We start from the raw sequence: 21,922 nt of genomic DNA on the forward strand, positions 1-21,922 counted from the left end.
ACGGCCGTTGGCCCAGCAGCGAATGGAAAGCGTTTTATGACTATCCTTCCCATGATCATCTTTTTCGTTGGGACGCTCGGTTTCCTGGCGCTGCTCTATTTCGCCTTTTCCGGGCCTAATGTGCAGAAGGCCCAGGCGAAGCGGCTCGGCTCGCTGCGTCAGCGGCATGCTCCGGCGACAAGCCAGATTTCCGCCGAAGCGCAGATGAACCGGATCCTCGCGAAGCGCGATACGAAGATGGACAGCTTCGCCGGCCGCTTCATTCCGAAGCCCGAAATGCTACGCCTGCGATTGAAGCAGACCGGCATGAACTGGACGCTCGGCCAGTATATGATGGCGATCGTCGGCATCACCGTGGTCGTCGGCGGACTTTTCTATTTCCGTGGCATGCCGATCTATCTCGCGCTTCTGGTCGGCACCTTTCTCGGTTTCGGCCTGCCGCACATGGTGGTCGGTTTCCTGATCAAGCGGCGCATCAACAGCTTCAACGCCAAATTTCCCGACGCGATCGAGCTTCTCGTTCGCGGCTTGCGGTCGGGCCTGCCTATCTCCGAAACGCTGCAGGTCGTCGCCAGCGAAGTGCCCGACCCGGTCGGGACCGAGTTCGGCGAAGTTGTCGACAAGATGAAGATCGGCAAGACGATGGACGAGGCGCTGGAAGATACGGCGAAGCGGCTCAACACGCCCGAGTTCAACTTTTTCTGCATCACGCTCGCCATTCAGCGCGAAACGGGCGGCAACCTAGCCGAAACATTGTCCAATCTAGCGAACGTCCTGCGCCAGCGGAGCCAGATGAAGCTGAAGATCAAGGCAATGTCCGCGGAATCCAAGGCTTCGGCCTATATCGTCGGATCGCTGCCGTTCATCGTGTTCGGCATGATCATGATGATCAACCCGAGCTATATGGGCGAGTTCTTCGTCGACGAACGACTGATCATCGCCGGGCTGGGCGGGCTCGTCTGGATGGGTATCGGCGTGTTCATCATGGCCAAAATGGTCAATTTCGAAATCTAGCGGGACGGGAGCAAGAGAGACATGACCGAAGCTGCCGGCCCCACGATACTCGGCATCGACGTAATCCTCGTCGCGACGCTACTCGCGGCCGTGGCGACCTTTGCCGTGCTCGTTGCGCTCTACGCCGCGACCACGGTGCGCGATCCCATGGCCAAACGCGTCAAGTCGCTCAACGACCGGCGCGAGCAGCTGAAAGCCGGGATCACGGCGTCGGCGCGCCGCGAGCGTAAATCGCTCGTCCGCAAGAACGAGACGACGGATCGCATGCGCTCGCTGCTGAAGTCGCTCAACACGCTGCAGGACGAACAGCTCCAGAAAGCGCAGCAGCGCCTCGCACAGGCCGGCATCCGGTCGAAGGACTTGGCGGTTGCGGTCATCTTCGCGCGGCTCGTGCTGCCGATCGTCATCGGGGGCGGCCTAGCAATCGCCGTCTATGGCTTCGGCTATCTGGCCGACTATACGCCGTTCAAGAAGTTCATGATCGTCGGCGGTACGTTGCTGCTCAGCTACAAAGCGCCCGATCTCTACGTATCGAACAGAGTCGCCAAGCGGTCGGACGAGATTCGCAAGGGTCTGCCCGATGCGCTGGATCTACTCGTCATCTGTGCCGAAGCCGGCCTTACCGTCGATGCGGCCTTCACCCGCGTCGCGCGCGAACTGGGCGCGGCCTATCCCGAACTCGGCGACGAATTCGCGCTGACCGCTATAGAACTCGGCTTCCTGACCGAACGGCGCCAGGCGTTCGAGAATCTCGCCTATCGCGTCGATCTCGAAGCGGTGCGCGGCGTGGTCACGACCATGATCCAGACCGAGAAATACGGTACGCCGCTGGCCAGCGCACTACGCGTCCTGTCCGCCGAATTCCGGAACGAGCGCATGATGCGCGCCGAGGAAAAGGCAGCGCGCCTCCCGGCGATCATGACCGTTCCGCTGATCCTGTTCATCCTGCCGACGCTGTTCGTCGTGATCCTCGGCCCTGCGGCCTGCTCGATCTCGGACAATCTCGTCGGCTGATGATATCGCGGCGGGGCCGGGCACCTCTCTCCCGGCTCCGCTGCGATTTTTTCAGACCTTCGCTAACGCTCAGGCGCGGCTCTTTGACGAAGCCAGCGCCGCCTGCGCCGCCGCCAGCCGCGCGATCGGCACGCGATAGGGCGAGGCGCTGACATAATCGAGCCCGGTCTCTTCGCAGAAGACGATCGAAGCCGGATCGCCGCCATGTTCGCCGCAAATGCCGAGCTTGATTCCGTCGCGCGCTGCCCGGCCACGCTCGGCCGCCAACGCGATCAACTCGCCCACACCTTCGATATCGAGGCTCACGAACGGATCGCGCGGATAGACGCCCTGATCGACATAGGCGCCGAGGAAACGTCCGGCATCGTCGCGCGACACGCCGAGCGCGGTTTGCGTGAGATCGTTGGTGCCGAAGCTGAAGAACTCGGCCTCTTCCGCAATCTCACCCGCCCGCAGGGCGGCCCGCGGCAATTCGATCATCGTGCCGACCATATAGTCGATACGCGCGCCCTTCTCCTCGAACACGGCTTCGGCCGTCCGGTCGATGACCGCTTTCATCAGCTCCAGCTCGCGCCGCGTCGCGACTAAAGGGACCATGACTTCGGGGATCGGCGCCTCGTCGCTGTCCGCCGCAACTTCGAGCGCCGCCTCGAAAATCGCGCGCGCCTGCATCTCGTATATCTCGGGATACGTAACACCGAGCCGGCAGCCGCGATGGCCGAGCATCGGGTTGAACTCGTGCAGCTCCTGCACGCGCCGCCGCAGCGTATCGATCGACACGTCCACCGCGTCGGCAACGTCCTGCATCTCCTCATCGCCATGCGGCAGGAATTCGTGCAGCGGCGGATCGAGCAGCCGGATCGTGACCGGCAGCCCGGCCATGATCGTGAATATCTCGGCAAAGTCGCCGCGCTGTTCAGGCAGCAGTTTCGCCAGAGCATCGCGCCGCCCGGCCTCGTTCGTCGCGAGGATCATCTGGCGCACCGCCGTGATCCGCCGCGCATCGAAGAACATGTGTTCGGTGCGGCAGAGGCCAATGCCCTCCGCGCCGAATTCGCGCGCCGTGCGGCAATCGGCGGGCGTCTCGGCGTTGGTGCGCACGCGCATCCGCCGCGCCCGGTCGGCCCATTCCATCAGCCGCGCAAAATCGCCGGCGAGCTCGGGCTTCACGGTCGCGACCTCGCCGGCCATCACCTCGCCGGTCGCGCCGTCGATGGTGATCGTATCGCCTTCCTTGAAGACGCGCTCCATCACGGTGAACTGTTTCGCCTTGGCGTCGATCGAGACACTGCCCGTGCCCGATACGCAGGGCCGCCCCATGCCCCGCGCGACGACGGCGGCGTGCGACGTCATGCCGCCGCGCGCCGTCAAAATGCCCTTGGCCGCGTGCATCCCGTGAATATCCTCGGGCGAGGTTTCGACGCGCACCAGGATCACATCCTCGCCGGCCGCCGCATGCCGCTCGGCGCTATCGGCATCGAACACGACGACGCCCGAGGCCGCGCCCGGCGACGCGGGCAAGCCCTGCGCGATCACATCGCGCTCCGCATCGGGATCGAGCGTCGGGTGCAACAACTGATCGAGCGCGCCCGGATCGACGCGCTGCACGGCCTCCTCTTCGCTGATCAGCCCCTCGCCCGCCATATCGACGGCGATCTTGAGCGCGGCCGTCGCCGTGCGCTTGCCCGCGCGGGTCTGCAGCATCCAGAGTGTGCCGCGTTCCACGGTAAACTCGATATCCTGCATGTCGCGATAATGGGTTTCCAGCAGATCGAAGACCTTGGCGAGCTCGCCATAGGTGTCGGGCATCGCCTCTTCCATCGAGGCGGGCTTGGCATTCGCCGCCCCGCGCGCGGCTTTCGTCAGATATTGCGGCGTGCGGATGCCGGCGACGACATCCTCGCCCTGCGCATTGATCAGCCATTCGCCATAATAGGCGCGCTCGCCGGTCGAGGGATCGCGGGTAAACGCCACCCCGGTGGCCGAGGTTTCACCCATATTGCCGAAAACCATGGCCTGGACATTGACCGCCGTGCCCCAGTCGCCGGGGATATCGTTGATCCGGCGATAGACCTTCGCGCGTTCCGCCTGCCACGAGCCGAACACCGCACCTACGGCGCCCCAAAGCTGGTCCTGCGGGTCTTGCGGAAAAGGATGGCCGAGTTCCTCCTCGGCGATGCGCTTATATTCGCCGACCAGCTTCTCCCAGTCTTCAGCCGCCATCTCCGTATCGAGATATATACCCTTGTCTTCCTTGGCGATTTCGAGCGCTTCTTCGAACGTGCCATGATCGAGGCCGAGCACGACGTCGGCATACATCTGGATGAAGCGGCGATAGCTGTCCCAGGCGAAACGCGGATCGCCGGACGTCTCGGCAAGCCCCTGCACCGTCTCGTCGTTGAGGCCGAGATTGAGGACCGTATCCATCATGCCCGGCATCGACACCCGCGCGCCCGACCGCACCGAGACGAGCAGTGGATCGGCGGCGTCGCCGAAGCGCTTGGCGGTTACCTGTTCGACATGGGCGATGCCATTGGCGACCTGCTCCCGCAATTCATCCGGAAACACCTCCCCATCCGCATAATAGCGCGTGCACATCTCGGTCGAAATCGTGAAGCCCGGCGGCACCGGCAGGCCGATCGACGCCATTTCGGCAAGGTTCGCACCCTTGCCGCCGAGGAGATTCTTGTCCCCCTGCCCGCCATCGGACACGCCGCCGCCGAACCGGTACACATATTGGGTCATTACGGGCGCTTTCCTTCGCTCGGTTGACACTGGTTGACACTGGCCCGCCCGATAAACCCCTGGCAGGCCTCCTCCTCGAAACGCATCCCGCTATCCGCCTTCGATCTTCGAGAAGTCGGCGACCCGGTGTACAGCATCGCGCATCCGTTCCAACATTTGAAGCCGCGATGCGCGCTTCACGGGATCGTCGTCATTGACGGTGACCTTGTCGAAAAAGGCGTCGATCGGTTTGCGCAGCGTCGCGAGCGCCGCCATCGCCCCTTCGAAATCCTCGGCCGCGATCGCGGCTTCGGCCTCGGGCTCCGCCCGCTCCAGCGCCTCGCGCAACAGCGCCTCTTCGGGTTCGGGGGAATAGTCACCCTCGACCGGCTCCCATTCTTCTTTCTTGAGGATATTTGCCGCGCGCTTGTACCCGGCAAGCAGGTTCGCGCCGTCGGCAGTTTTGAGGAATGTCTGCAACGCTTTCACGCGGGCGAGCAACCGGACAAGATCGTCCTCCCCGCCCAGCGCAAACACCGCATCGATCAGGTCGTGCCGGACACCGGCCTCGCGCTGTTGGACTTTGAGGCGGTCGGCGAAGAAGTTCATCGCGGACTCGACGAACACCTCAGGGCCTTGGCGATACTGGTCTCTAAGAGCAAGCATCAAAGCGAGCGTGACTGGATCAGTGATCTCATCAGCAAGCTCTTGTCGAATATTAATTGACGAAGCAGCTTGAGGACCAGCTGCTATCGCCTTCTTTACGTCCTCTTGAAAAGCCATGAAGGACTCAGACTTCAGTTTCAGCCGCTCAGCCTTCTCGAAAGCCATCTCTAGGACACCGAGATGCGCATTATAGAACTCAGTAACGAAGCTTAAGCGGAGACGATTGTCCAAAATTATAGAAATGATCGCTAAAGCCGCTCGTCTTAGTGCAAATGGATCTTTCGACCCGGTGGGCTTCTCGTCGATCGCAAAGAACGCAGCGAGCGTATCCAGTTTGTCCGCCAGCGACACCGCCACCGTTACAGGCGCTGTCGGAACCTCATCGCCCTGCCCGACCGGCTTATAGTGATCGCGGATTGCGGCGGCGACTTCGTCGTCCAGCCCTTCATTGGCTGCGTAATAGCCGCCCATGATCCCCTGCAGGTCCGAGAACTCGCCGACCATGCCGGTGACGAGATCGGCCTTGGCGAGGCGAGCGGCCTGTTCGGCCTTGTCGGGATCCGCATTGGGCACGATGCCCTCTTCCGCCAGCCAGCGTGCGAGCTTGGCGACGCGATCCACCTTGTCGGCGACCGTGCCGAGCTTTTCGTGAAAGACGATCTGGTCGAGCTTTTGCGCATGCTCTTCTAATGTCTTCCGTCTTTCAATCTCCGTGCGAGAAGAGTCCGTGAATACAAACTGATCTTCTTCCCAGAAGAATTTGGCGTCCGACAGCCGCGCCGCCAGCACCTTCTCATTGCCCGCGACGACATGCGCGCCATCGTCCGCCGGCTCAAGGTTCGCGACGCAGATAAAGTGGGGCGAGAGGTTGCCGTCCGGTTTCAGGCAGGCGAAATATTTCTGGTGGCTGCGCATCGCCAGCGTGATCGCCTCGGGCGCTACCGAGAGAAAATTCTCGTCGAAACTGCCGAGCAGCGGCACCGGCCATTCGGTCAGCCCGGCATTTTCCTCGACCAGACCCAGGTCCTGCTTGCGGGTCAGCCCCGCCGCCTCGGCCAGCGCATTGGCGCGCGTGCGGATGATCCCCTCGCGCTCCTTGTGATCGACGATGACATGGCAGGCGCGCAGCTTCTCCGCATAATCGTCCGCCCCGCCGATGGTCACCACGCCCTGATGATGGAAGCGATGACCGACCGTCTCGTAGCCCGAAGCGATACCGTCGATCTCGCACGCGACAAGCTCATCGCCGAGGATCGCGACGATGCCCTGCAGCGGGCGGACCCAGCGCAGGCTTTCGGTGCTCGCCGATGCCGCGCCCCAGCGCATCGATTTCGGCCATGGGAAAGCGCGAATGATGGCGGGGATCGCCTCGCCCAGCACATCGGCCGTCTTGCGGCCCGGCTTGTCGATCACCGCGAACAGCGTCGGTTTGCCCTTCACCTCGCGCGTTTCGAGATCGTCGCGCGTCAGCCCGGTCGAGCGCAGGAAACCGTCGATCGCCTGATCCGGCGCATCCGCCTTGGGCCCCTTGCGCTCCTCGCGCGTCGCCTCGGTCTCGGTCGGCAGCCCGCGCGCGATCAGCGCCAACCGCCGCGGCGTGGAATAAGTTTCAATGCTTTCGGCCTTCAGCCCCGCGCCCTCCAGTTCGGCGGCAAACAGACGTTCGAGGTCTTCGCGCGCCTTGCGCTGCATCCGCGCCGGGATTTCCTCGGACAGCAGTTCGAGCAGGAAATCGGCCATCAGGCGCTCCACCCGTTCTTCGTCATATGCGCTTCGCACGCGCCGACCGCGAGGTCGCGGACCCGGCCGATATAGGCCTGACGCTCGGCGACCGAGATCACGCCGCGCGCCTGCAACAGGTTGAAGATATGGCTGGCCTTGATCGCCTGGTCATAGGCCGGGAGCGGCAATTCGGCAGCGATGCAATTCTTCGCTTCCGCCGACGCATCCTTGAACCACTGGAACAGCGTTTCGGTATTGGCGTGCTCGAAATTCCAGGCGCTGAATTGCTTTTCGTTATCGAAGAACACGTCGCCGTACGTCACCCCCTCATCGTTGAAGGCGAGATCGTATACGCTGTCGACGCCCTGGATATACATGGCGAGGCGCTCCAGCCCATAGGTCAGCTCGCCCGAGACCGGCTTGCAATCGAACCCGCCGACCTGCTGGAAATAGGTGAACTGCGTCACCTCCATCCCGTCGCACCAGACCTCCCAGCCCAGACCCCAGGCGCCGAGCGTCGGCGACTCCCAGTCATCCTCGACGAACCGGATATCGTGCTTCAGCGGATCGATCCCGATCGCGACAAGGCTGTCAAGATAGAGCTGCTGGATATCGGGCGGGCTCGGCTTCAGGATTACCTGATATTGATAATAGTGTTGGAGCCGGTTCGGGTTTTCGCCATAGCGGCCGTCTGTCGGGCGCCGCGAAGGCTGGACATAGGCCGCGTTCCACCGATCGGGGCCGAGCGCGCGCAGCGTCGTTGCCGGGTGGAACGTCCCCGCCCCCATTTCGAGGTCATAGGGCTGCAGGATCACGCAGCCCTTGTCGCTCCAATAATCGTGAAGCGTGAGGATCAATCGCTGGAAACTGAGCGGGGTCGTATCGCCCAATGGTCGGCCCTTCGGCTGTGCTCGGGACATGCCTTCGCAGTTGCAATAAACGGTGCGCGCGGATTGGCGCATGCGGCCGCAGGGGTCAAGCGAAGCGTGATGCGGATGCCCACAGTCGGCCATGCACCGCAGTCCGCCGCCAAATGGTTGACGGGGGCCGAATTCGTGTCGACCATGGCCGAAGCCCGCGAAAGTTGAGTAGATGCCGCTCCGAAGTTTTTTGAAATTTGCGATCTGCGCCGCCGCGCTGCCGCTATTTGTCGCCTCCGCCACCGCCGCGCCGCCGCCGGAACCACCGGCCGAACCCGATCGCACGCTCGCCGCCGGCGCGCCGCAACCCGCCATCTGGCTCCTGTCGGACGCTGACACGCGCATCTGGCTGTTCGGCACCAATCACGTCCTGCCCCACAGCTTCGCCTGGCGCAGTCCGGAGCTCGACGCGATCATCGCCGAGGCCGACGAATTGGTCCTCGAATCCAGCGAGGAGGAAGCCGAAGCGCTCTATGCGGATACGGACGGCTTCGGCGCGCTGATCAGGCTCGACGAACCCGTGCCGCTGCTCGATCGCGTATCGCGCGAATATCGGATGCCGCTGCGCGAAGTGCTCAAATACAGCAATATCGGGCCCGGCGATCTCGATCACATGCAGACCTGGATGGTGATCCTCTATCTGATCGCGAGTTCGTTCGAGAACGCCTATGCCGAGGGCGACGATTACGAGACGACGGGCGTCGAATATCAGCTGATCGATATCTTCTCAGGTCAGGACAAGCCGATCGGGGCCGTTGAAAGCCCCATGGAGCAGATAGATTTCTTCCGGCTGCAGCCCGAAGAGACGCAGCGGGAATTGCTGGAAAGCCTGGTCGGCGATGGCGCGCCGGAATCGGCGAGTGCCGAGCTCGATACGCTGCTGCAGGGCTGGGTGACGGGCAATATGGGCACGATGGCCGAACAGTGCGACGATGACGAGAATTTCCCGCCCCAGCTCCGCGAAATCCTCCTCGTCCAGCGCAATGCCAACTGGATCGAATGGCTGATCGGGCGGCTCGGCAATCCGGGCGACGTCTTGTTCGCGGTCGGCGCCTGCCATCTCGCCGGCAGCGCCTCGCTGCAGACCATGCTGAACGCGCGCGGCTTTACCGTCGAGCGTGTGCACTGATGCAGGCTTTTCTTTGCCCGGCAAATCGCGGATAGGGGCGCCATGAAAATCAAGATGATCACCGCCGCACTCGCCGGCATGCTCTTCGCCGCCTGCGCCCCGGCGCAAACGCCGCAAACCGTCGAAACCACGCCTGCCACGGCCGTCGCGGAGACGCTTGCTGCAACTACGGCCTCTCCCGCACTATGGCGGATTGCCGACGAGGATACGACGATCTGGCTGTTCGGCACGATCCACATCCTCCCGACCGGTTTCGAATGGCGGAACGCGGTCATCGACGAAGCCATCGCCGCGTCCGACGCGCTCGTCATCGAAACCGTGATTTCGGGCGAACAGAGCGATGCGGCGCTGTTGCTAATGCGGCTCGGCATTTCGCCCAACCTGCCGCCGATCGGCGACCGTGTGGATGCCGACGCGCAAGCCGATCTTGCGGCGATGATCGAGCGCGGCCCCTTCCCCGAATCCTTCCTCAACGGTCTGGAGACCTGGGCGGCGGCGCTGATGCTCGTGCAGGTGACGCTCGCCGATCTCGGCCTCGATCCGGAAAACGGCGTGGAGGAGCAGCTCGAACTGACCTTCCAGCTTGCCGAGAAACCGATTTCGGGCCTCGAAACACCGGCCGAACAATTGGGCTTTTTCGATACGCTGCCGGAAGAGGCGCAGCGCTATTTCCTGACCTCGGTCGTCGGATCGGCGGACGAGGCGCGCGAAGAGTTCGACGCGATGCTCGATGCCTGGCGACGCGGCGACGAAGCGGCGATCGCCGAAGCGTTCGACGGCGAGCTTGTCGAGTCCGATCCGCTGCGCGAGGCGCTGCTGACGCGCCGCAACGCCAATTGGGCGGAATGGATCGGCGAACGGCTGGCGGAGCCCGGCACGGTGTTCATGGCCGTGGGTGCAGGCCATCTGGCCGGTCAGTTCACCGTTCAGGATTTCCTGGCCGAAGCGGGGATCGAGGTCGAACGGGTGCAGTAGGCGCTATCTGTTAGACCCGAACCGTCGGAAAACTCTGACGGAAACCACGTCCGACAAACAGTTGCCAAAGCCCGCTGTCCCGCCTATATGCGCCGCTTCCCCGCCATGTGCACCCTGGAGGCGTGGCGGGCGATTGATACCAACCAACCAGCATTTGGAGACATCAGATGAGCGATCAGCTGACCCTGTCGGCCGAAGTGCGCGAGCGAGCGGGCAAGGGAGCCTCTCGCGCAATGCGTCGCGAAGGCCGCGTTCCCGCCGTTATCTACGGCGACAAGAAAGATCCGGAACCCATTCACCTCGAAGAGCGCGAGCTCATGAAATTGCTGCATACCGGCCATTTCATGAACAGCCTGGTCTCGCTGACCGTCGGCAAGGACACGACGAAAGCGCTGCCGAAGGATGTGCAGTTCCACCCGGTCACCGATCGCCCGCTGCATGTCGATTTCATGCGCATCGGCAAGGGTGCGAAGGTCACGCTCGCCGTGCCCGTCAGCTTCATCAACGAAGAAGCTTCGCCGGGCCTCAAGCGTGGCGGCGTGCTCAACGTCGTGCGGCATGAGCTCGAACTCACCTGCCCGGCCGACGACATTCCGAGCGAAATCATCGTCGCTCTCGATGGCCTCGAGGTTGGCGATTCGATCCATATCTCCGAGATCACCCTTCCCGAAGGCGTCGTTTCGGCGATCGACGATCGCGACTTCACCATCGCCGGCGTCGTGGCGCCGTCCGCGCTCAAGCGCGACGAAGCCGAAGCCGAGGAAGGTGAAGAAGGCGAAGAGGGCGAAGAAGTCGCAGCCGACGAAGTTCCGGCCACGGAACAGGGCGGCGACGAGGACGGCGAAGGCGAGGACAGCTAAGTCCCCTTCCCCGCCATTTCCGCTTGAAGTGGATAGGAAGACCGGCTTGTTCTATCGAACAGGCCGGTTTTCTTTTAGGTGCCGCATATCCGATAATCGCACTTCGACAGGCTCAGTGCTAACGGTTACCCTAAATCCGTTAGTCCTGAGCCTGTCGAAGGACGTCCATCAATCAGGCGACATAAAAAATGCAATTATGGGTAGGCCTCGGCAATCCGGGCGCGGAGCACAGCATGCAGCGGCACAATGTCGGCTTCATGGCGGTCGACGCGATCGCCGAGGTGCATGATTTCGACAGCGTGCGCACCCGCTTCCAGGGCTGGACGCAGGAAGGCCGATTGGGCGGCGAGAAGGTCCTGTTGCTGAAACCCGCGACCTATATGAACAAGTCCGGCCAATCGATCGGCGAGGCGATACGCTTCTACAAGCTCGGCCCCGAAGATGTGACCGTGTTCTACGACGAGCTCGACCTCGAGCCGTTCAAGGTAAAGGTGAAGCGCGGCGGCGGGACGGCCGGGCATAACGGCATCCGATCGACCGACGCGCATATCGGCAACGAATTTCGCCGCGTCCGAATCGGCATCGGCCATCCGGGCGACAAGGCCCGCGTCACCCGACATGTGCTCGGTAATTACAGCAAAGCCGAGATAGAGCCGCTGACCGACCTTCTCGGCGCCATCGCGGCGGAAGCTGTCTGGCTTGCCGAGGGCGACGATGCGCGGTTCCTGAATGAGGTTGCGCTGAGATTGCAGGACTGAGCATGGCCGATATTCCGCGTATCGAAACCGAGCGGTTGCTGCTGCGCGCGCCGGGCGCCGATGATTTTCCCGTCTATCGCGATTTTTACGCCGATGCCGAAGCGTCCGCCTTTTATGGCGGCCCGCTCGACGCGGGGATGGCTTGGCGCAAGCTCGCCGCCGATATCGGCCATTGGGAGTTGCGCGGCTTCGGTATGTGGTCGGTCGTCGACCGGGAAAGCGGACAGATGGTCGGTGGTTGCGGCCTCGTCTGGCCCGAAAGCTGGCCGCGGCACGAACTGACCTGGTGGATCACGCCCGCCGGGCGGCGCAAGGGTTATGCGTTCGAAGCGTCGCGGGCCATCGTCGACTTCGCCTATCGGCAATGGGAATGGCCGCAGGTCGAGACGCATATGGACGATGAGAATGAGGCCGCCCGACGGCTCGCCGAAAAGCTCGGCGGCACTGTGATCGCGCGCGAGCCTTTTCCTGACGGGAAAGAGAGAAATATCTATCGGTTGCCCGATCTGCCGGAGGCCAAATAACGCGCGCGGGCGTGAAGCGGTCGTCCGTTTCTGCTAGGGGATCCGAAAAGCAGGAGATTCCCGATGCCCGATATCAGCCGCCGCCATTTGCTCGCCGGAACCGCCGCCGTCGCCGCGCTGTCCACGATGCCCGCGAGCACCCCCAGTTTCGCGCAGACGCCGCCCGATCTCTCGGGCAAATCGGTTCTGATCACCGGCAGTTCGTCCGGATTCGGGCGGCTCGGCGCGCTGCATTATGCGCGGCTCGGCGCGAAAGTGATCGCCACGATGCGCAACCTGCCGCGCCCCGAAGCGGAATCGCTGGCTGCCGAGGCGGCAGCCGAGGAGCTCGACCTCCATATCGTCGAAATCGACGTCCTGTCCGACGAACAGGTCGCATCGGGCGTCGCCGAAGCGGAGCGGATAGCTGGCGGCGCGATCGACGTCCTCGTCAACAATGCCGGGATCGGCAACGGCCTGCCAGTCGAGCTGCAGGACATGGAGATGACGCAGCTGATCTTTGACACCAACGTATTCGGCTATCAGCGCATGGCGCGCGCCGTCCTGCCGGGCATGCGGGCGCGCGGATCAGGCCAGATATTCAACGTCTCCTCGCAATTGGGACGCGTGATCGCCGTCGGCTATGGCCATTATTGTGCGACCAAATTCGCCGTCGAGGCGATGAGCGAACAGATGGCCTATGAGCTCGTGCCGCACGGTATCGAGGTGACGGTGATCCAGCCCGGCGGCTATCCGACCGAAATCTGGCGCAATTCCAACGAGAACACCCAGGCGCTGCTCGGACGGCTCACCGACGCGGAAAAGGCCGCCTATCCGGGTTTCGTGGAGAATGCGATGCGGAGTGGCGGTGGCGGCAGCACCGATCCGATGGATATCCCGCGCGCGATCGCCGAGATCATCGCCATGCCGCCCGGGACGCGGCCGCTCCGGCGTGCCGTCCATCCGACGCGCATTCCGCAAGAGGCGATCAACCGCGTCTCGCGCGAAACACAGCTCGCCATGTACAGTGGCAGCCAGTTCGCGCCATGGGTGGAATCGGTGCTCGATTGATCCTATCTGCCTGAGCGACTGACGAACCAGACGAAAGACTCCCATGGGTTTCAAATGCGGCATCGTCGGCCTGCCAAATGTCGGCAAGTCGACGCTTTTCAACGCGCTCACCGAGACGCAGGCGGCGCAGGCGGCCAATTATCCCTTCTGCACGATCGAACCCAATGTCGGGAAGGTCGCGGTCCCCGATCCGCGCATCGACAAGATCGCGGAAATCGCGGGGTCGGCGCAGAAGATCGAAACGCAGCTCGAATTCGTCGATATCGCCGGGCTCGTCAAAGGCGCATCCAAGGGCGAAGGGCTGGGGAACCAGTTCCTCGCCAATATCCGCGAGGTCGACGCCATCGTACACGTGCTGCGCTGTTTCGAGGATGACGACATCCAGCATGTCGATAACCGGATCGATCCGATCGCCGATGCCGAGACGGTGGAGACCGAATTGCTGCTCGCCGATCTCGAATCGGTCGAGAAACGCGTCGAGAATGCCAAGCGGCGCGCAACCGGCGGCGACAAACAGGCCAAGGCCATCGCGTCCGTGCTCGGCCAGGCGCTGGAGTTGCTCAAGAACGGGAAGCCCGCCCGGTTGACCGAACCCAATGACGAGGAAGAGGCGCGGCTGTTTCGCGAAGCGCAGCTGTTGACCGCGAAGCCCGTCCTCTATGTCTGCAATGTTGACGAGGCTTCGGCCGCCGACGGCAACGAACATAGCGCGCGGGTCTTCGAAAAGGCCAAGGCGGAAGGCGCGCAGGCGGTCGTTATCTCGGCCGCGATCGAAGCCGAGATCATCACCATGGACCCCGAAGACCGGCCCGAATTCCTGGCCGATCTGGGTCTGGAGGAAACCGGCCTAGCGCGCGTCATCCGCGCCGGTTACGAGCTGCTCGATCTCATCACCTTCTTCACCGCCGGGCCGAAGGAATCGCGCGCCTGGACGGTCGCGCGCAATGCCAAGGCGCCCCAGGCCGCCGGCGTCATCCATACCGATTTCGAACGCGGTTTCATCCGAGCCGAGACGATTGCCTATGACGACTATATCGCCTTGGGCGGCGAAGCCGGTGCGCGCGACGCCGGGAAGCTGCGCCAGGAAGGCAAGGATTACACGGTGACGGACGGCGATGTGATGCTGTTCAAGTTCAACGTCTGATCTGCTTTACGCTTGCGTAAACCTGCGGCACTGATATCGTCGCGCCATGCTCTATTTCGAAGATATCGAGATCGGCCGGAAGTCCAGCTTCGGCCGCTATGAAGTCACGCGCGAAGAGGTGATCGAATTCGCGACGAAATATGATCCGCAGCCCTTCCACCTCGACGACGAGGCGGCGGCGCAAACCTATTTCGGGCGAATCTCGGCGAGCGGCTGGCATACGTGCGCGATGACGATGCGGATGGTGGTCGAGAATATGGCGGCCAACCGCCAGGCCGGGCTCGGCTCGCCAGGCGTCGACGAAATCCGCTGGCTCAAACCCGTCTATCCTGGCGATGTGCTGCGCTGCGAGAGCGAGGTTATCGAGAAACGCGCCTCGAAGAGCCGCCCGGACATGGGATCGATGCGCGGCCGGATGACCGTCTTCAACCAGAATGACGAGCCGGTCATGACGTTCATCTCGATCGGGTTGATCCGGCGGCGGCCGGCCGACGACTAGCCGTTATATGAGCTGTGCTCCTGCGCAGGCAGGAGCCTAGGGCCTACGACGATATGGCTTGCTGCTCTGGGCTCCTGCCTACGCAGGAGCACATGAATCCTAGTCGCCCTCGAACTCGACGAGGGTTTCCACCGATACGCCCGCTCCGCGCAACTTGGCCCCGCCGCCGAGATCGGGAAGGTCTATGACGAAGAGCGACTGACCGACTTGCGCCCCTGCCCCACGCAACAGTTTCACCGCGGCCAGCGCCGTACCGCCGGTGGCAAGCAGATCGTCGACCAGCAGGATGCGCGCGTCTTGCGGAATGGCGTCGTGGTGCATCTCGAGACTGTCGCTGCCATATTCGAGCGCATAGTCCTCGGTCAGCGTCTTGCCGGGCAGCTTGCCGCGCTTGCGGACGAGGACGAGCCCGACATTGAGCTCCCGCGCCAGCGCCGCGCCGAAAACGAAGCCGCGTGCTTCGATCCCGGCAATGGCGTCGATCGGCCCATCGGCCATCCCGGCCAGCCGCTCGACAGCGGTCGCAAGGCCGGCCGGATCGAGCAGCAATGTCGTGATGTCGCGGAACTGGATCCCCGGCTTCGGAAAGTCGGGGATCGTCCGGATCAGCGCCTTCAAGTCGGCGTTGCGTTCAGCCCCGCCGCTCATGACCTAGTGCTTCTGGTCGCGCCAGATATTCTTGTAGGACAGGAAGGCGAGAACCGTCGCGAAGATCAGGAAGATCAAAACGGCCCAGCCGGTCGCCTTGCGCTCTTCCATCCTGGGTTCAGCCGTCCAGATCAGGAAGGCCGAGACATCCCACGCCATCTGCTCGACGGTCGCTTCGGTGCCGTCCGCATAGGTCACCTGGTCCGGGAACAGCGCCGGGGGCATCGCCAGATTCAGGTTCGGGAAATACGGATTGTAGTAGAGCCCGGTGCCCGGCAGGAATTCTTCCGGCAAGTCTGCGGGCGGGTCCTGATAGCCGACAAGCAGCGAATAGACATAGGGCGCGCCCTCGCCACGTGCCTTCGTCATGAGCGAAAGGTCGGGCGGATAGGCGTTGTTATTCGCAGCCCGGCCCGCAGTCTCGTTCGCATAAACATGCGGGAAATTGTCGGCGGCAACGGCGTTACGCGTCGTTTCCTCGCCCGTATCGGGATCGACAGTCGGCACCTGAATCGGCCACTGATCGGCGATCGCATCGACCTCGGCCTCCGTGAAACCGATCTCGGTCAGGTTGCGGAACGCGACATATTCGAGACTGTGGCAGGCCGCGCAGACTTCCCGGAACACCTGGAAACCGCGCTGCAGCTGCTGCCGGTCGAACCGGCCGAGCGGACCGTCGCTCGGGAAACTCACATCCTGCGCATAGAGATGATAGTCATAAGCCGTAGGCCCCGACTCTTCTTCGGTCGCAAAGGCGATGGCGCCGACGATCAGCGAATAGCCGAGCACAACGACGAAGCCGAGGCCGACGAGAAAACCAATAACGCGAACCATGTGTCGAACCCCTTATTCGGCCGGCAACGGCTGCGCCGTGCCCATCCCCTTGTCGGGTGCTGCCTTGTCTTCGTGTTTGTCTTTGCCGAGCACCGCTTCGGTGATCGAGTTGGGCAACGGCAATGGCCGCTCCGTCCGCGAAATCAACGGCAGGATGATGAGGAAGTGAGCGAAATAGTAGATCGAGGAGATCTGGCTGAGCATCACATATGGCTCTTCCGCCGGCGCGCCGCCGCAATATCCGAGGATCAGGATATTGACCACGAGCACCCAGAACCAGATCTTGAACTTCGGCCGGTATTTGCCCGACCGCACCGGCGACTTGTCGAGCCAGGGCAGGAAGAAGAGCAGCAGGATCGACGCGAACATCGCGATCACGCCCCACAACTTCGCCGGCAGAATGAAGTCCACGGTGAAGGCGCGCAGGATCGCGTAGAACGGCCAGAAATACCACTCAGGAACGATATGCGCGGGTGTGGCCAGCGGGTCTGCCTCGATATAGTTGTCGGCATGGCCGAGGAAGTTCGGCGCGAAGAACACCATGATCGACAGCGCGATCAGGAATACGCCGGCGCCGAAACCGTCCTTCGCCGTGTAATAGGGATGGAACGGGATCGTATCCTGTGGACCCTTCACATCGATGCCGGTCGGGTTGTTCGAACCCGGCAGGTGCAACGCCCAGATATGCAGGATGATGCAGCCGGCGATCACGAACGGCAGCAGATAATGGAGCGAGAAGAAGCGGTTGAGCGCGGCATTGTCCGGCGCGAAACCGCCGAGTAGCCATTGCTGGATCGTCTCGCCGACCAGCGGGATCGCCGCGAACAGGCCGGTGATGACCTGCGCACCCCAATAGCTCATCTGGCCCCAGGGCAGGACATAGCCCATGAACGCGGTCGCCATCATCAGCAGGAAGATGACGAGGCCAAGCAGCCATACCATCTCGCGCGGCGCCTTGTAGGAGCCGAAATATAGCCCGCGGAAGATGTGGATATATACCACGATGAAGAAGAAGCTCGCGCCATTCTGGTGGAGATAACGCATGAGCCAGCCCGAATTCACATCGCGCATGATGTGCTCGACCGAGGCGAAAGCGATTTCGCTGTTCGCGGCATAATGCATCGCCAGCACGACGCCGGTGACGATCTGGATCATCAGGGCGAGGCCGGCAAGAACGCCGAAATTCCAGAAATAGTTGAGGTTGCGCGGAACCGGATAGCCGGCGCCGACCGAATTATAGACGAGCCGCGGCAATGGCAGCCGTTCGTCCATCCACTTCATGAACGGACTTTTCGGGGTATACTGTTCTGCCCAGGGAAAACTCATATCAGTCTGCCTTAGCCTATCGTGACGGTTGTGTCGGAGGTGAATTCATATTCCGGCACGACAAGATTGGTCGGGGCCGGGCCTTTGCGAATGCGGCCGGCGGTATCGTAATGCGAACCGTGGCAGGGGCAGAAATAGCCCCCGAATTCGCCTTTATTCTCACCCGGAGCGGCGCCAAGCGGGATGCAGCCCAGATGCGTGCAGACCGCGAGCGAGATCAGCCATTGTTCATAGCCTTCGGCGGTGCGGTCCGCGAGCGTCTGCGGGTCGCGCAGCCCCGACACGTCCACAGCCTCGGCTTCCGCGATCTCTTCCGCGGTCAGATGCCGGATGAATAGCGGCTGCTTGCGCCAGCTCGTCTTGATCGTCTGACCCGGCTCGACGGCGGATAGATCGACGTCGATCGACGCCAGCGCCAGAACATCGGCGTCCGGGTTCATCTGGTTCACCAGCGGCAAGACGGCGATTACACCGCCCACGCCAGCGACGCTGACCGCCGCAATGTTAAGAAAATCGCGCCGACGCACGCCCTCTTCGGGCTGCTCGGCTGCAGGCTGGTCTACATGGTCTTCGGTCGCCATTCCTCGGGCCTTCGTGGTTCAAATGATATCGGGGCGGACAGACGTCCCCCAGCCCCTCTTGGAGGGCCTGATAGCCGCCCTCGATGCCATTTGCCAACAGCGTTTTTGACCGGCTTGTGACAATGACCCTGCGATGCGAATGACTGCGGCATGAGAATCGCTCTATATCAACCCGATATCGCCGGAAATGTAGGCACTATACTGCGCACCGCCACCTGCCTCGGGGTACAGGTCGATATCATCGAACCGTGTGGATTTCCCTTTTCCGACCGTGGGTTGAAGCGCGCCGGCATGGATTATGCGGCCGCCGCCGATGTGACCCGCCATGCGGACTGGACCGCCTTTCGCGATTCGCACACCTCCCGGCTGGTCCTGTTGACGGTTCAGGGTGGCACGCCGCTCCCCGATGCGCGGTTCGCAGCCGACGACATCCTCCTTATGGGATCGGAAAGCGCCGGCGTGCCAGAATACGTCCACGATGCCGCTGGCCTCAGGGTGCGCATACCGATGCGCCCGGGCTTTCGATCCTTGAATGTCGCGGTGGCAACGGGCATCGCTCTCGGCGAAGCACTCAGGCAAAGTGGAGGATGGCCCGAATGATCGAACTCGACGCGCAACAAAAAGCCGCGCGCACCACCTTCGAAACGCTGCGCGACCGGATCTGTGCCGAATATGAAGCGATCGAAGCGGAAGCGGGGAGCGATGCGAAGTTCGTCTATACGCCCTGGAACCGGCCGGACGAGACCGGCGCGCCGGGCGGCGGCGGCGTCCAGGGCCTGATCAAAGGCAAGGTCTTCGAAAAGGCGGGCGTCAACGTCTCTACCGTCGCCGGGCAGTTCAGCGAAGAGTTCTCGAAAACCATTCATGGCGCGGAGAACGACCCGCGCTTCTTCGCCACGGGCATCAGCCTCGTCGCGCATATGGCCAATCCGCATGTGCCCGCCGTGCACATGAACCTGCGCTTCCTCAATACCACGAAGCGCTGGTTCGGCGGCGGCGCTGATCTCAACCCGCCGATCCCGTACAAGGAAGATACCGATTTCTTCCATGCCGAAATGTTCAAGGCGTGCGACGCGCACGAGCCCGGCGATTATGAGCGCTTCTCGAAATGGGCGGACGACTATTTCTGGATCCCGCACCGCAATGTCTCACGCGGCGTGGGCGGCATCTTCTTCGATCATCTCGAAATCGACGACGATGAATCGTTCAACACGCATCTCGCTTTTGTCGATCATGTCGGCGACGCGTTTCTCAAGGCCTTCCCGGCGCTGGTCCGAAAAAGGATGCATTCCGAATTTACGGCCGAGGAGGAGCAGCAACAGCTCGAATGGCGCGGCCGATACGCCGAGTTCAACCTCGTCTATGACCGCGGCACGCTGTTCGGCCTGAAGACCGGCGGCAATATCGACGCAATTCTCATGAGCCTCCCGCCTCGCGCCATATGGACATGAAGCTGCACGATATTCCGGCCGGGCATCTGGCCGAGGTCGTGACCTATCTGGATATGCGCGAACGGCCGAAGCCCGCGCCGATGCCCGCTTCGCCGCTGCGGCTCAATCGATGGAAGCCGGTCGATCTCGCCAAATATCGTATCCTGTTTGAACGCGTCGGCGCGCCCTGGCTCTGGTATTCGCGGCTCGTGATGGACGATACCGAGCTCGACGCGATCATCAACCACGCCGATATCGCATTCTACGCGGTCGAAGACCGGCAGGGCATCGAGATCGGCATGATCGAGCTCGATTTCCGCGAAAAGCGGCAGTGCGAGATCCAGTTTTTCGGGCTGGTGCCGGAGCTCGCCGGGAAGGGCCATGGCCGCTGGCTGATGATGCAGACGCTGGCGCTGGCCTGGCGAGCGGACGTCGAGCGCGTCCATCTTCACACATGCACGCTCGACCATCCGAGCGCCCTCGCCTTCTATCGGCGCATGGGTTTCGTGCCGCGCGGCCGGGCGGTCGAGACCTTTCCCGATCCGCGGCTCGCCGGCATCTTGCCGCGCGATGCCGCGCCGCACGTGCCGCTGCTGGAGAGCTAGTCGAAGACTGCCGGGGTGCCGGCGCCGGTCAACTGGCGATAGATGGCGACCTGCATCAGCGCGAAGATCGTCGTGCCCGCCGCCGAAACGATACCGGTCACGAAGGCGAGCAGCGTCGCGCCGGTCTCGCCCGGCCCCATTTCCAGCCCGACGATAACGAACAGCGTCCCGAACACGAACGACACGGCCAGCGAGATCAGCAGGAACGTGATTCCGACGATCAGCAGGAAGGCGAAGATCGGCAGGGCGTTGCTCTTGGTCACTGCGAAACTGCGCTGGATTGCCGCAAACGGATTGCGCACATTCTCGGCGACGGCGATCGCGCCGATCGGCGCGAGGCGGCAAGCGAGATAGATGCCCGGCAGGATGAACAGCAGCAGCCCCGCGCCGACGATGATGTTGCTGAGGATATTGATAAGGAAATAGAAAGGCAGGAAGAGGAGCGCCGCCTTGATCGCCTCGGCCACCGTGGGGCGGTCCGACGCCATGACCAGCACCCAGATCGCAAGCTGGCCGATCATCTGGACGAGGCTGACGAGAATGATCAGCGGCAAATAGGGCTGGAGTGCCGCGACGATCACGCCGAGACTGCTGACATCCGCTATCGGCGGCAGCACGAAAGACAGGACGAGCCCTGGCAGCAGGAAGAACACGCCGGCGATCGCAACCAGCAATTGCATCTCGCGGCCCAGCAGTTGCCGAACCTCGTCCCAGCCGGTGCTGGGGGAAAAGCGAAAGCTATCGGACATGGGCGCCTTCATGCGGCGACTGGCGCGCGGGCACAACCCTTGATCGCCGCCCGCGCCGCCCGCATTTAACGTGGTGATGGACGATACCGGTATCGAATGGCGTATCTCGCCGGGCCTCACGCCCTATCCCGAGGCCTTGGCGGAGATGGAAGCGCGCGCGGCTGCGATCCGCCGCGGCGAGGCGAACGAATGCATCTGGCTGCTCGAACACCCGCCGCTTTATACCGCCGGCACCAGTGCCGATCCGGCGGAATTGCTCAGCGCCGAGCGGTTTCCGGTCTACACCGCCGGGCGCGGCGGGCGATACACCTATCATGGGCCGGGCCAGCGGATCGTCTATGTGATGCTCGATCTAGCAAAGCGCGGGCGCGATGTGCGATGTTTCGTTCATGCGCTTGAGGGCTGGGTGATCGACAGTCTGGCCGAACTCGGCGTGGATGCCCGGCGCGCAGAAGGCCGGATCGGAATCTGGACGGATGACGGCGACAAGGAGGCCAAGATCGGCGCGATCGGCGTGCGCATCCGTAAATGGATCAGCTTCCACGGCTTCGCGCTCAACGTCGCGCCCGATCTTTCCCATTTCGACGGGATCGTGCCGTGCGGGATCGCTGAATATCCGGTGACGAGCCTGGAAAAGCTGGGCGCTGTCACGGACATGGCGAAGATCGACGCGACGATTAAGCGCAATTTCTCCGGCGTCTTGAAAACATTGGAGAGTTCCGCCCGAGCATATTGACCCCGGCCATGTGA

General features: G+C 62.7%; 22 protein-coding genes. 14 read left to right on the forward strand and 8 right to left on the reverse strand.

Going from position 1 to position 21,922, the window contains the following annotated elements:
* Positions 1-36: 36 nt before the first annotated feature.
* Both ACTS1Z_RS15160 and ACTS1Z_RS15165 read left to right on the forward strand, forming a co-directional pair.
* Positions 37-1,014, forward strand: coding sequence for a type II secretion system F family protein (locus tag ACTS1Z_RS15160; protein WP_442625306.1), 978 nt, complete (start codon positions 37-39; stop codon positions 1,012-1,014).
* Between the two features lie 21 nt (positions 1,015-1,035).
* Positions 1,036-2,028 carry a type II secretion system F family protein gene (locus ACTS1Z_RS15165; RefSeq protein WP_442625307.1) on the forward strand — a complete coding sequence of 331 codons (993 nt, stop codon included), beginning with the start codon at positions 1,036-1,038 and terminating at the stop codon, positions 2,026-2,028.
* A gap of 69 nt (positions 2,029-2,097) precedes the next feature.
* On the opposite strand, the gene ppdK is transcribed toward ACTS1Z_RS15165, so the two are convergent.
* From ppdK to ACTS1Z_RS15180, 3 genes are all read right to left on the reverse strand, one after another.
* Positions 2,098-4,773: a pyruvate, phosphate dikinase gene (gene ppdK, locus ACTS1Z_RS15170; protein WP_442625308.1), complete on the reverse strand. Its 2,676-nt coding sequence runs from the start codon at positions 4,771-4,773 to the stop codon at positions 2,098-2,100.
* Positions 4,774-4,863: 90 nt separating this feature from the next.
* Complete coding sequence (gene glyS / locus ACTS1Z_RS15175; RefSeq protein WP_442625309.1) at positions 4,864-7,158, reverse strand: glycine--tRNA ligase subunit beta; 2,295 nt, start codon at positions 7,156-7,158, stop codon at positions 4,864-4,866.
* On the reverse strand, positions 7,158-8,060 hold the full coding sequence (locus ACTS1Z_RS15180; RefSeq protein ID WP_442625310.1) for a glycine--tRNA ligase subunit alpha: 903 nt from the start codon (positions 8,058-8,060) through the stop codon (positions 7,158-7,160). Before ACTS1Z_RS15180 ends, glyS begins: the two co-directional genes overlap by 1 nt.
* Before the next feature lie 172 nt (positions 8,061-8,232).
* Here ACTS1Z_RS15180 and ACTS1Z_RS15185 point away from each other — a divergent pair, with 172 nt between their 5' ends.
* The 8 genes from ACTS1Z_RS15185 to ACTS1Z_RS15220 all read left to right on the forward strand — a co-directional run bounded on the left by ACTS1Z_RS15185 (position 8,233) and on the right by ACTS1Z_RS15220 (position 14,999).
* Positions 8,233-9,189: a TraB/GumN family protein gene (locus tag ACTS1Z_RS15185; protein ID WP_442625311.1), complete on the forward strand. Its 957-nt coding sequence runs from the start codon at positions 8,233-8,235 to the stop codon at positions 9,187-9,189.
* Between the two features lie 42 nt (positions 9,190-9,231).
* Positions 9,232-10,164, forward strand: a complete 933-nt coding sequence (locus tag ACTS1Z_RS15190; protein ID WP_442625312.1) for a TraB/GumN family protein — start codon at positions 9,232-9,234, stop codon at positions 10,162-10,164.
* 167 nt (positions 10,165-10,331) lie between these two features.
* Positions 10,332-11,024, forward strand: a complete 693-nt coding sequence (locus ACTS1Z_RS15195; protein ID WP_442625313.1) for a 50S ribosomal protein L25/general stress protein Ctc — start codon at positions 10,332-10,334, stop codon at positions 11,022-11,024.
* 188 nt (positions 11,025-11,212) lie between these two features.
* Positions 11,213-11,782 carry an aminoacyl-tRNA hydrolase gene (gene pth, locus ACTS1Z_RS15200; RefSeq protein WP_442625314.1) on the forward strand — a complete coding sequence of 190 codons (570 nt, stop codon included), beginning with the start codon at positions 11,213-11,215 and terminating at the stop codon, positions 11,780-11,782.
* 2 nt (positions 11,783-11,784) lie between these two features.
* Positions 11,785-12,306 carry a GNAT family N-acetyltransferase gene (locus ACTS1Z_RS15205; RefSeq protein WP_442625315.1) on the forward strand — a complete coding sequence of 174 codons (522 nt, stop codon included), beginning with the start codon at positions 11,785-11,787 and terminating at the stop codon, positions 12,304-12,306.
* Between the two features lie 63 nt (positions 12,307-12,369).
* A complete protein-coding gene (locus ACTS1Z_RS15210) occupies positions 12,370-13,356 on the forward strand; it encodes an SDR family NAD(P)-dependent oxidoreductase (RefSeq protein ID WP_442625316.1) in 987 nt (328 codons plus the stop codon).
* 43 nt (positions 13,357-13,399) lie between these two features.
* Positions 13,400-14,500: a redox-regulated ATPase YchF gene (gene ychF, locus ACTS1Z_RS15215; RefSeq protein ID WP_442625317.1), complete on the forward strand. Its 1,101-nt coding sequence runs from the start codon at positions 13,400-13,402 to the stop codon at positions 14,498-14,500.
* Between the two features lie 46 nt (positions 14,501-14,546).
* Entirely contained in the window at positions 14,547-14,999 is a 453-nt protein-coding gene (locus tag ACTS1Z_RS15220) for a MaoC family dehydratase (RefSeq protein ID WP_442625318.1), read from the forward strand.
* Between the two features lie 99 nt (positions 15,000-15,098).
* Here the strand turns inward: ACTS1Z_RS15220 and ACTS1Z_RS15225 are convergent, their stop codons facing one another.
* Genes ACTS1Z_RS15225 through petA form a run of 4 tightly spaced genes read right to left on the reverse strand, consistent with a single transcriptional unit; the run spans position 15,099 to position 18,388 of the window.
* Positions 15,099-15,647, reverse strand: coding sequence for an adenine phosphoribosyltransferase (locus ACTS1Z_RS15225; RefSeq protein WP_442625319.1), 549 nt, complete (start codon positions 15,645-15,647; stop codon positions 15,099-15,101).
* Positions 15,648-15,650: 3 nt separating this feature from the next.
* A complete protein-coding gene (locus ACTS1Z_RS15230; protein ID WP_442625320.1) occupies positions 15,651-16,481 on the reverse strand; it encodes a cytochrome c1 in 831 nt (276 codons plus the stop codon).
* Between the two features lie 12 nt (positions 16,482-16,493).
* Positions 16,494-17,807, reverse strand: coding sequence for a cytochrome b (locus ACTS1Z_RS15235; RefSeq protein ID WP_442625321.1), 1,314 nt, complete (start codon positions 17,805-17,807; stop codon positions 16,494-16,496).
* A gap of 11 nt (positions 17,808-17,818) precedes the next feature.
* Positions 17,819-18,388, reverse strand: a complete 570-nt coding sequence (gene petA / locus ACTS1Z_RS15240) for a ubiquinol-cytochrome c reductase iron-sulfur subunit (protein WP_442625322.1) — start codon at positions 18,386-18,388, stop codon at positions 17,819-17,821.
* 150 nt (positions 18,389-18,538) lie between these two features.
* Here petA and ACTS1Z_RS15245 point away from each other — a divergent pair, with 150 nt between their 5' ends.
* From ACTS1Z_RS15245 to ACTS1Z_RS15255, 3 genes are read left to right on the forward strand one after another with little or no spacing between them, the layout of a single operon-like run.
* Entirely contained in the window at positions 18,539-18,988 is a 450-nt protein-coding gene (locus ACTS1Z_RS15245; protein WP_442625323.1) for a tRNA (cytidine(34)-2'-O)-methyltransferase, read from the forward strand.
* Positions 18,985-19,839, forward strand: coding sequence for an oxygen-dependent coproporphyrinogen oxidase (gene hemF / locus ACTS1Z_RS15250; RefSeq protein WP_442625324.1), 855 nt, complete (start codon positions 18,985-18,987; stop codon positions 19,837-19,839). Before ACTS1Z_RS15245 ends, hemF begins: the two co-directional genes overlap by 4 nt.
* Positions 19,836-20,423: a GNAT family N-acetyltransferase gene (locus ACTS1Z_RS15255; RefSeq protein ID WP_442625325.1), complete on the forward strand. Its 588-nt coding sequence runs from the start codon at positions 19,836-19,838 to the stop codon at positions 20,421-20,423. The genes hemF and ACTS1Z_RS15255 overlap by 4 nt, the downstream gene beginning before the upstream one ends.
* Here ACTS1Z_RS15255 and ACTS1Z_RS15260 read toward each other — a convergent pair.
* On the reverse strand, positions 20,420-21,172 hold the full coding sequence (locus tag ACTS1Z_RS15260; RefSeq protein ID WP_442625326.1) for a hypothetical protein: 753 nt from the start codon (positions 21,170-21,172) through the stop codon (positions 20,420-20,422). The genes ACTS1Z_RS15255 and ACTS1Z_RS15260 overlap by 4 nt on opposite strands.
* A gap of 76 nt (positions 21,173-21,248) precedes the next feature.
* On the opposite strand from ACTS1Z_RS15260, the gene lipB reads away from it, so the two are divergent.
* Entirely contained in the window at positions 21,249-21,908 is a 660-nt protein-coding gene (lipB, locus tag ACTS1Z_RS15265) for a lipoyl(octanoyl) transferase LipB (RefSeq protein ID WP_442625327.1), read from the forward strand.
* The last annotated feature ends 14 nt before the right edge of the window (positions 21,909-21,922 follow it).

Source organism: Parasphingopyxis sp. (assembly GCF_052168295.1).
GTDB lineage: Bacteria > Pseudomonadota > Alphaproteobacteria > Sphingomonadales > Sphingomonadaceae > Parasphingopyxis.

Excerpts from the sequence above, each read along its gene's own strand:
- ppdK (WP_442625308.1), bottom strand. The coding sequence starts at position 4,773 with ATGACCCAATATGTGTACCGGTTCGGCGGCGGCGTGTCCGATGGCGGG.
- ACTS1Z_RS15165 (WP_442625307.1), top strand. The coding sequence starts at position 1,036 with ATGACCGAAGCTGCCGGCCCCACGATACTCGGCATCGACGTAATCCTC.
- lipB (WP_442625327.1), top strand. The coding sequence starts at position 21,249 with ATGGACGATACCGGTATCGAATGGCGTATCTCGCCGGGCCTCACGCCC.
- ACTS1Z_RS15225 (WP_442625319.1), bottom strand. The coding sequence starts at position 15,647 with ATGAGCGGCGGGGCTGAACGCAACGCCGACTTGAAGGCGCTGATCCGG.
- ACTS1Z_RS15260 (WP_442625326.1), bottom strand. The coding sequence starts at position 21,172 with ATGTCCGATAGCTTTCGCTTTTCCCCCAGCACCGGCTGGGACGAGGTT.
- ACTS1Z_RS15160 (WP_442625306.1), top strand. The coding sequence starts at position 37 with ATGACTATCCTTCCCATGATCATCTTTTTCGTTGGGACGCTCGGTTTC.
- ACTS1Z_RS15190 (WP_442625312.1), top strand. The coding sequence starts at position 9,232 with ATGAAAATCAAGATGATCACCGCCGCACTCGCCGGCATGCTCTTCGCC.
- ACTS1Z_RS15205 (WP_442625315.1), top strand. The coding sequence starts at position 11,785 with ATGGCCGATATTCCGCGTATCGAAACCGAGCGGTTGCTGCTGCGCGCG.
- ACTS1Z_RS15235 (WP_442625321.1), bottom strand. The coding sequence starts at position 17,807 with ATGAGTTTTCCCTGGGCAGAACAGTATACCCCGAAAAGTCCGTTCATG.
- ACTS1Z_RS15185 (WP_442625311.1), top strand. The coding sequence starts at position 8,233 with ATGCCGCTCCGAAGTTTTTTGAAATTTGCGATCTGCGCCGCCGCGCTG.
- ychF (WP_442625317.1), top strand. The coding sequence starts at position 13,400 with ATGGGTTTCAAATGCGGCATCGTCGGCCTGCCAAATGTCGGCAAGTCG.
- ACTS1Z_RS15195 (WP_442625313.1), top strand. The coding sequence starts at position 10,332 with ATGAGCGATCAGCTGACCCTGTCGGCCGAAGTGCGCGAGCGAGCGGGC.
- ACTS1Z_RS15230 (WP_442625320.1), bottom strand. The coding sequence starts at position 16,481 with ATGGTTCGCGTTATTGGTTTTCTCGTCGGCCTCGGCTTCGTCGTTGTG.
- hemF (WP_442625324.1), top strand. The coding sequence starts at position 18,985 with ATGATCGAACTCGACGCGCAACAAAAAGCCGCGCGCACCACCTTCGAA.
- ACTS1Z_RS15245 (WP_442625323.1), top strand. The coding sequence starts at position 18,539 with ATGAGAATCGCTCTATATCAACCCGATATCGCCGGAAATGTAGGCACT.
- glyS (WP_442625309.1), bottom strand. The coding sequence starts at position 7,158 with ATGGCCGATTTCCTGCTCGAACTGCTGTCCGAGGAAATCCCGGCGCGG.
- petA (WP_442625322.1), bottom strand. The coding sequence starts at position 18,388 with ATGGCGACCGAAGACCATGTAGACCAGCCTGCAGCCGAGCAGCCCGAA.
- ACTS1Z_RS15255 (WP_442625325.1), top strand. The coding sequence starts at position 19,836 with ATGAAGCTGCACGATATTCCGGCCGGGCATCTGGCCGAGGTCGTGACC.
- pth (WP_442625314.1), top strand. The coding sequence starts at position 11,213 with ATGCAATTATGGGTAGGCCTCGGCAATCCGGGCGCGGAGCACAGCATG.
- ACTS1Z_RS15210 (WP_442625316.1), top strand. The coding sequence starts at position 12,370 with ATGCCCGATATCAGCCGCCGCCATTTGCTCGCCGGAACCGCCGCCGTC.
- ACTS1Z_RS15180 (WP_442625310.1), bottom strand. The coding sequence starts at position 8,060 with ATGTCCCGAGCACAGCCGAAGGGCCGACCATTGGGCGATACGACCCCG.
- ACTS1Z_RS15220 (WP_442625318.1), top strand. The coding sequence starts at position 14,547 with ATGCTCTATTTCGAAGATATCGAGATCGGCCGGAAGTCCAGCTTCGGC.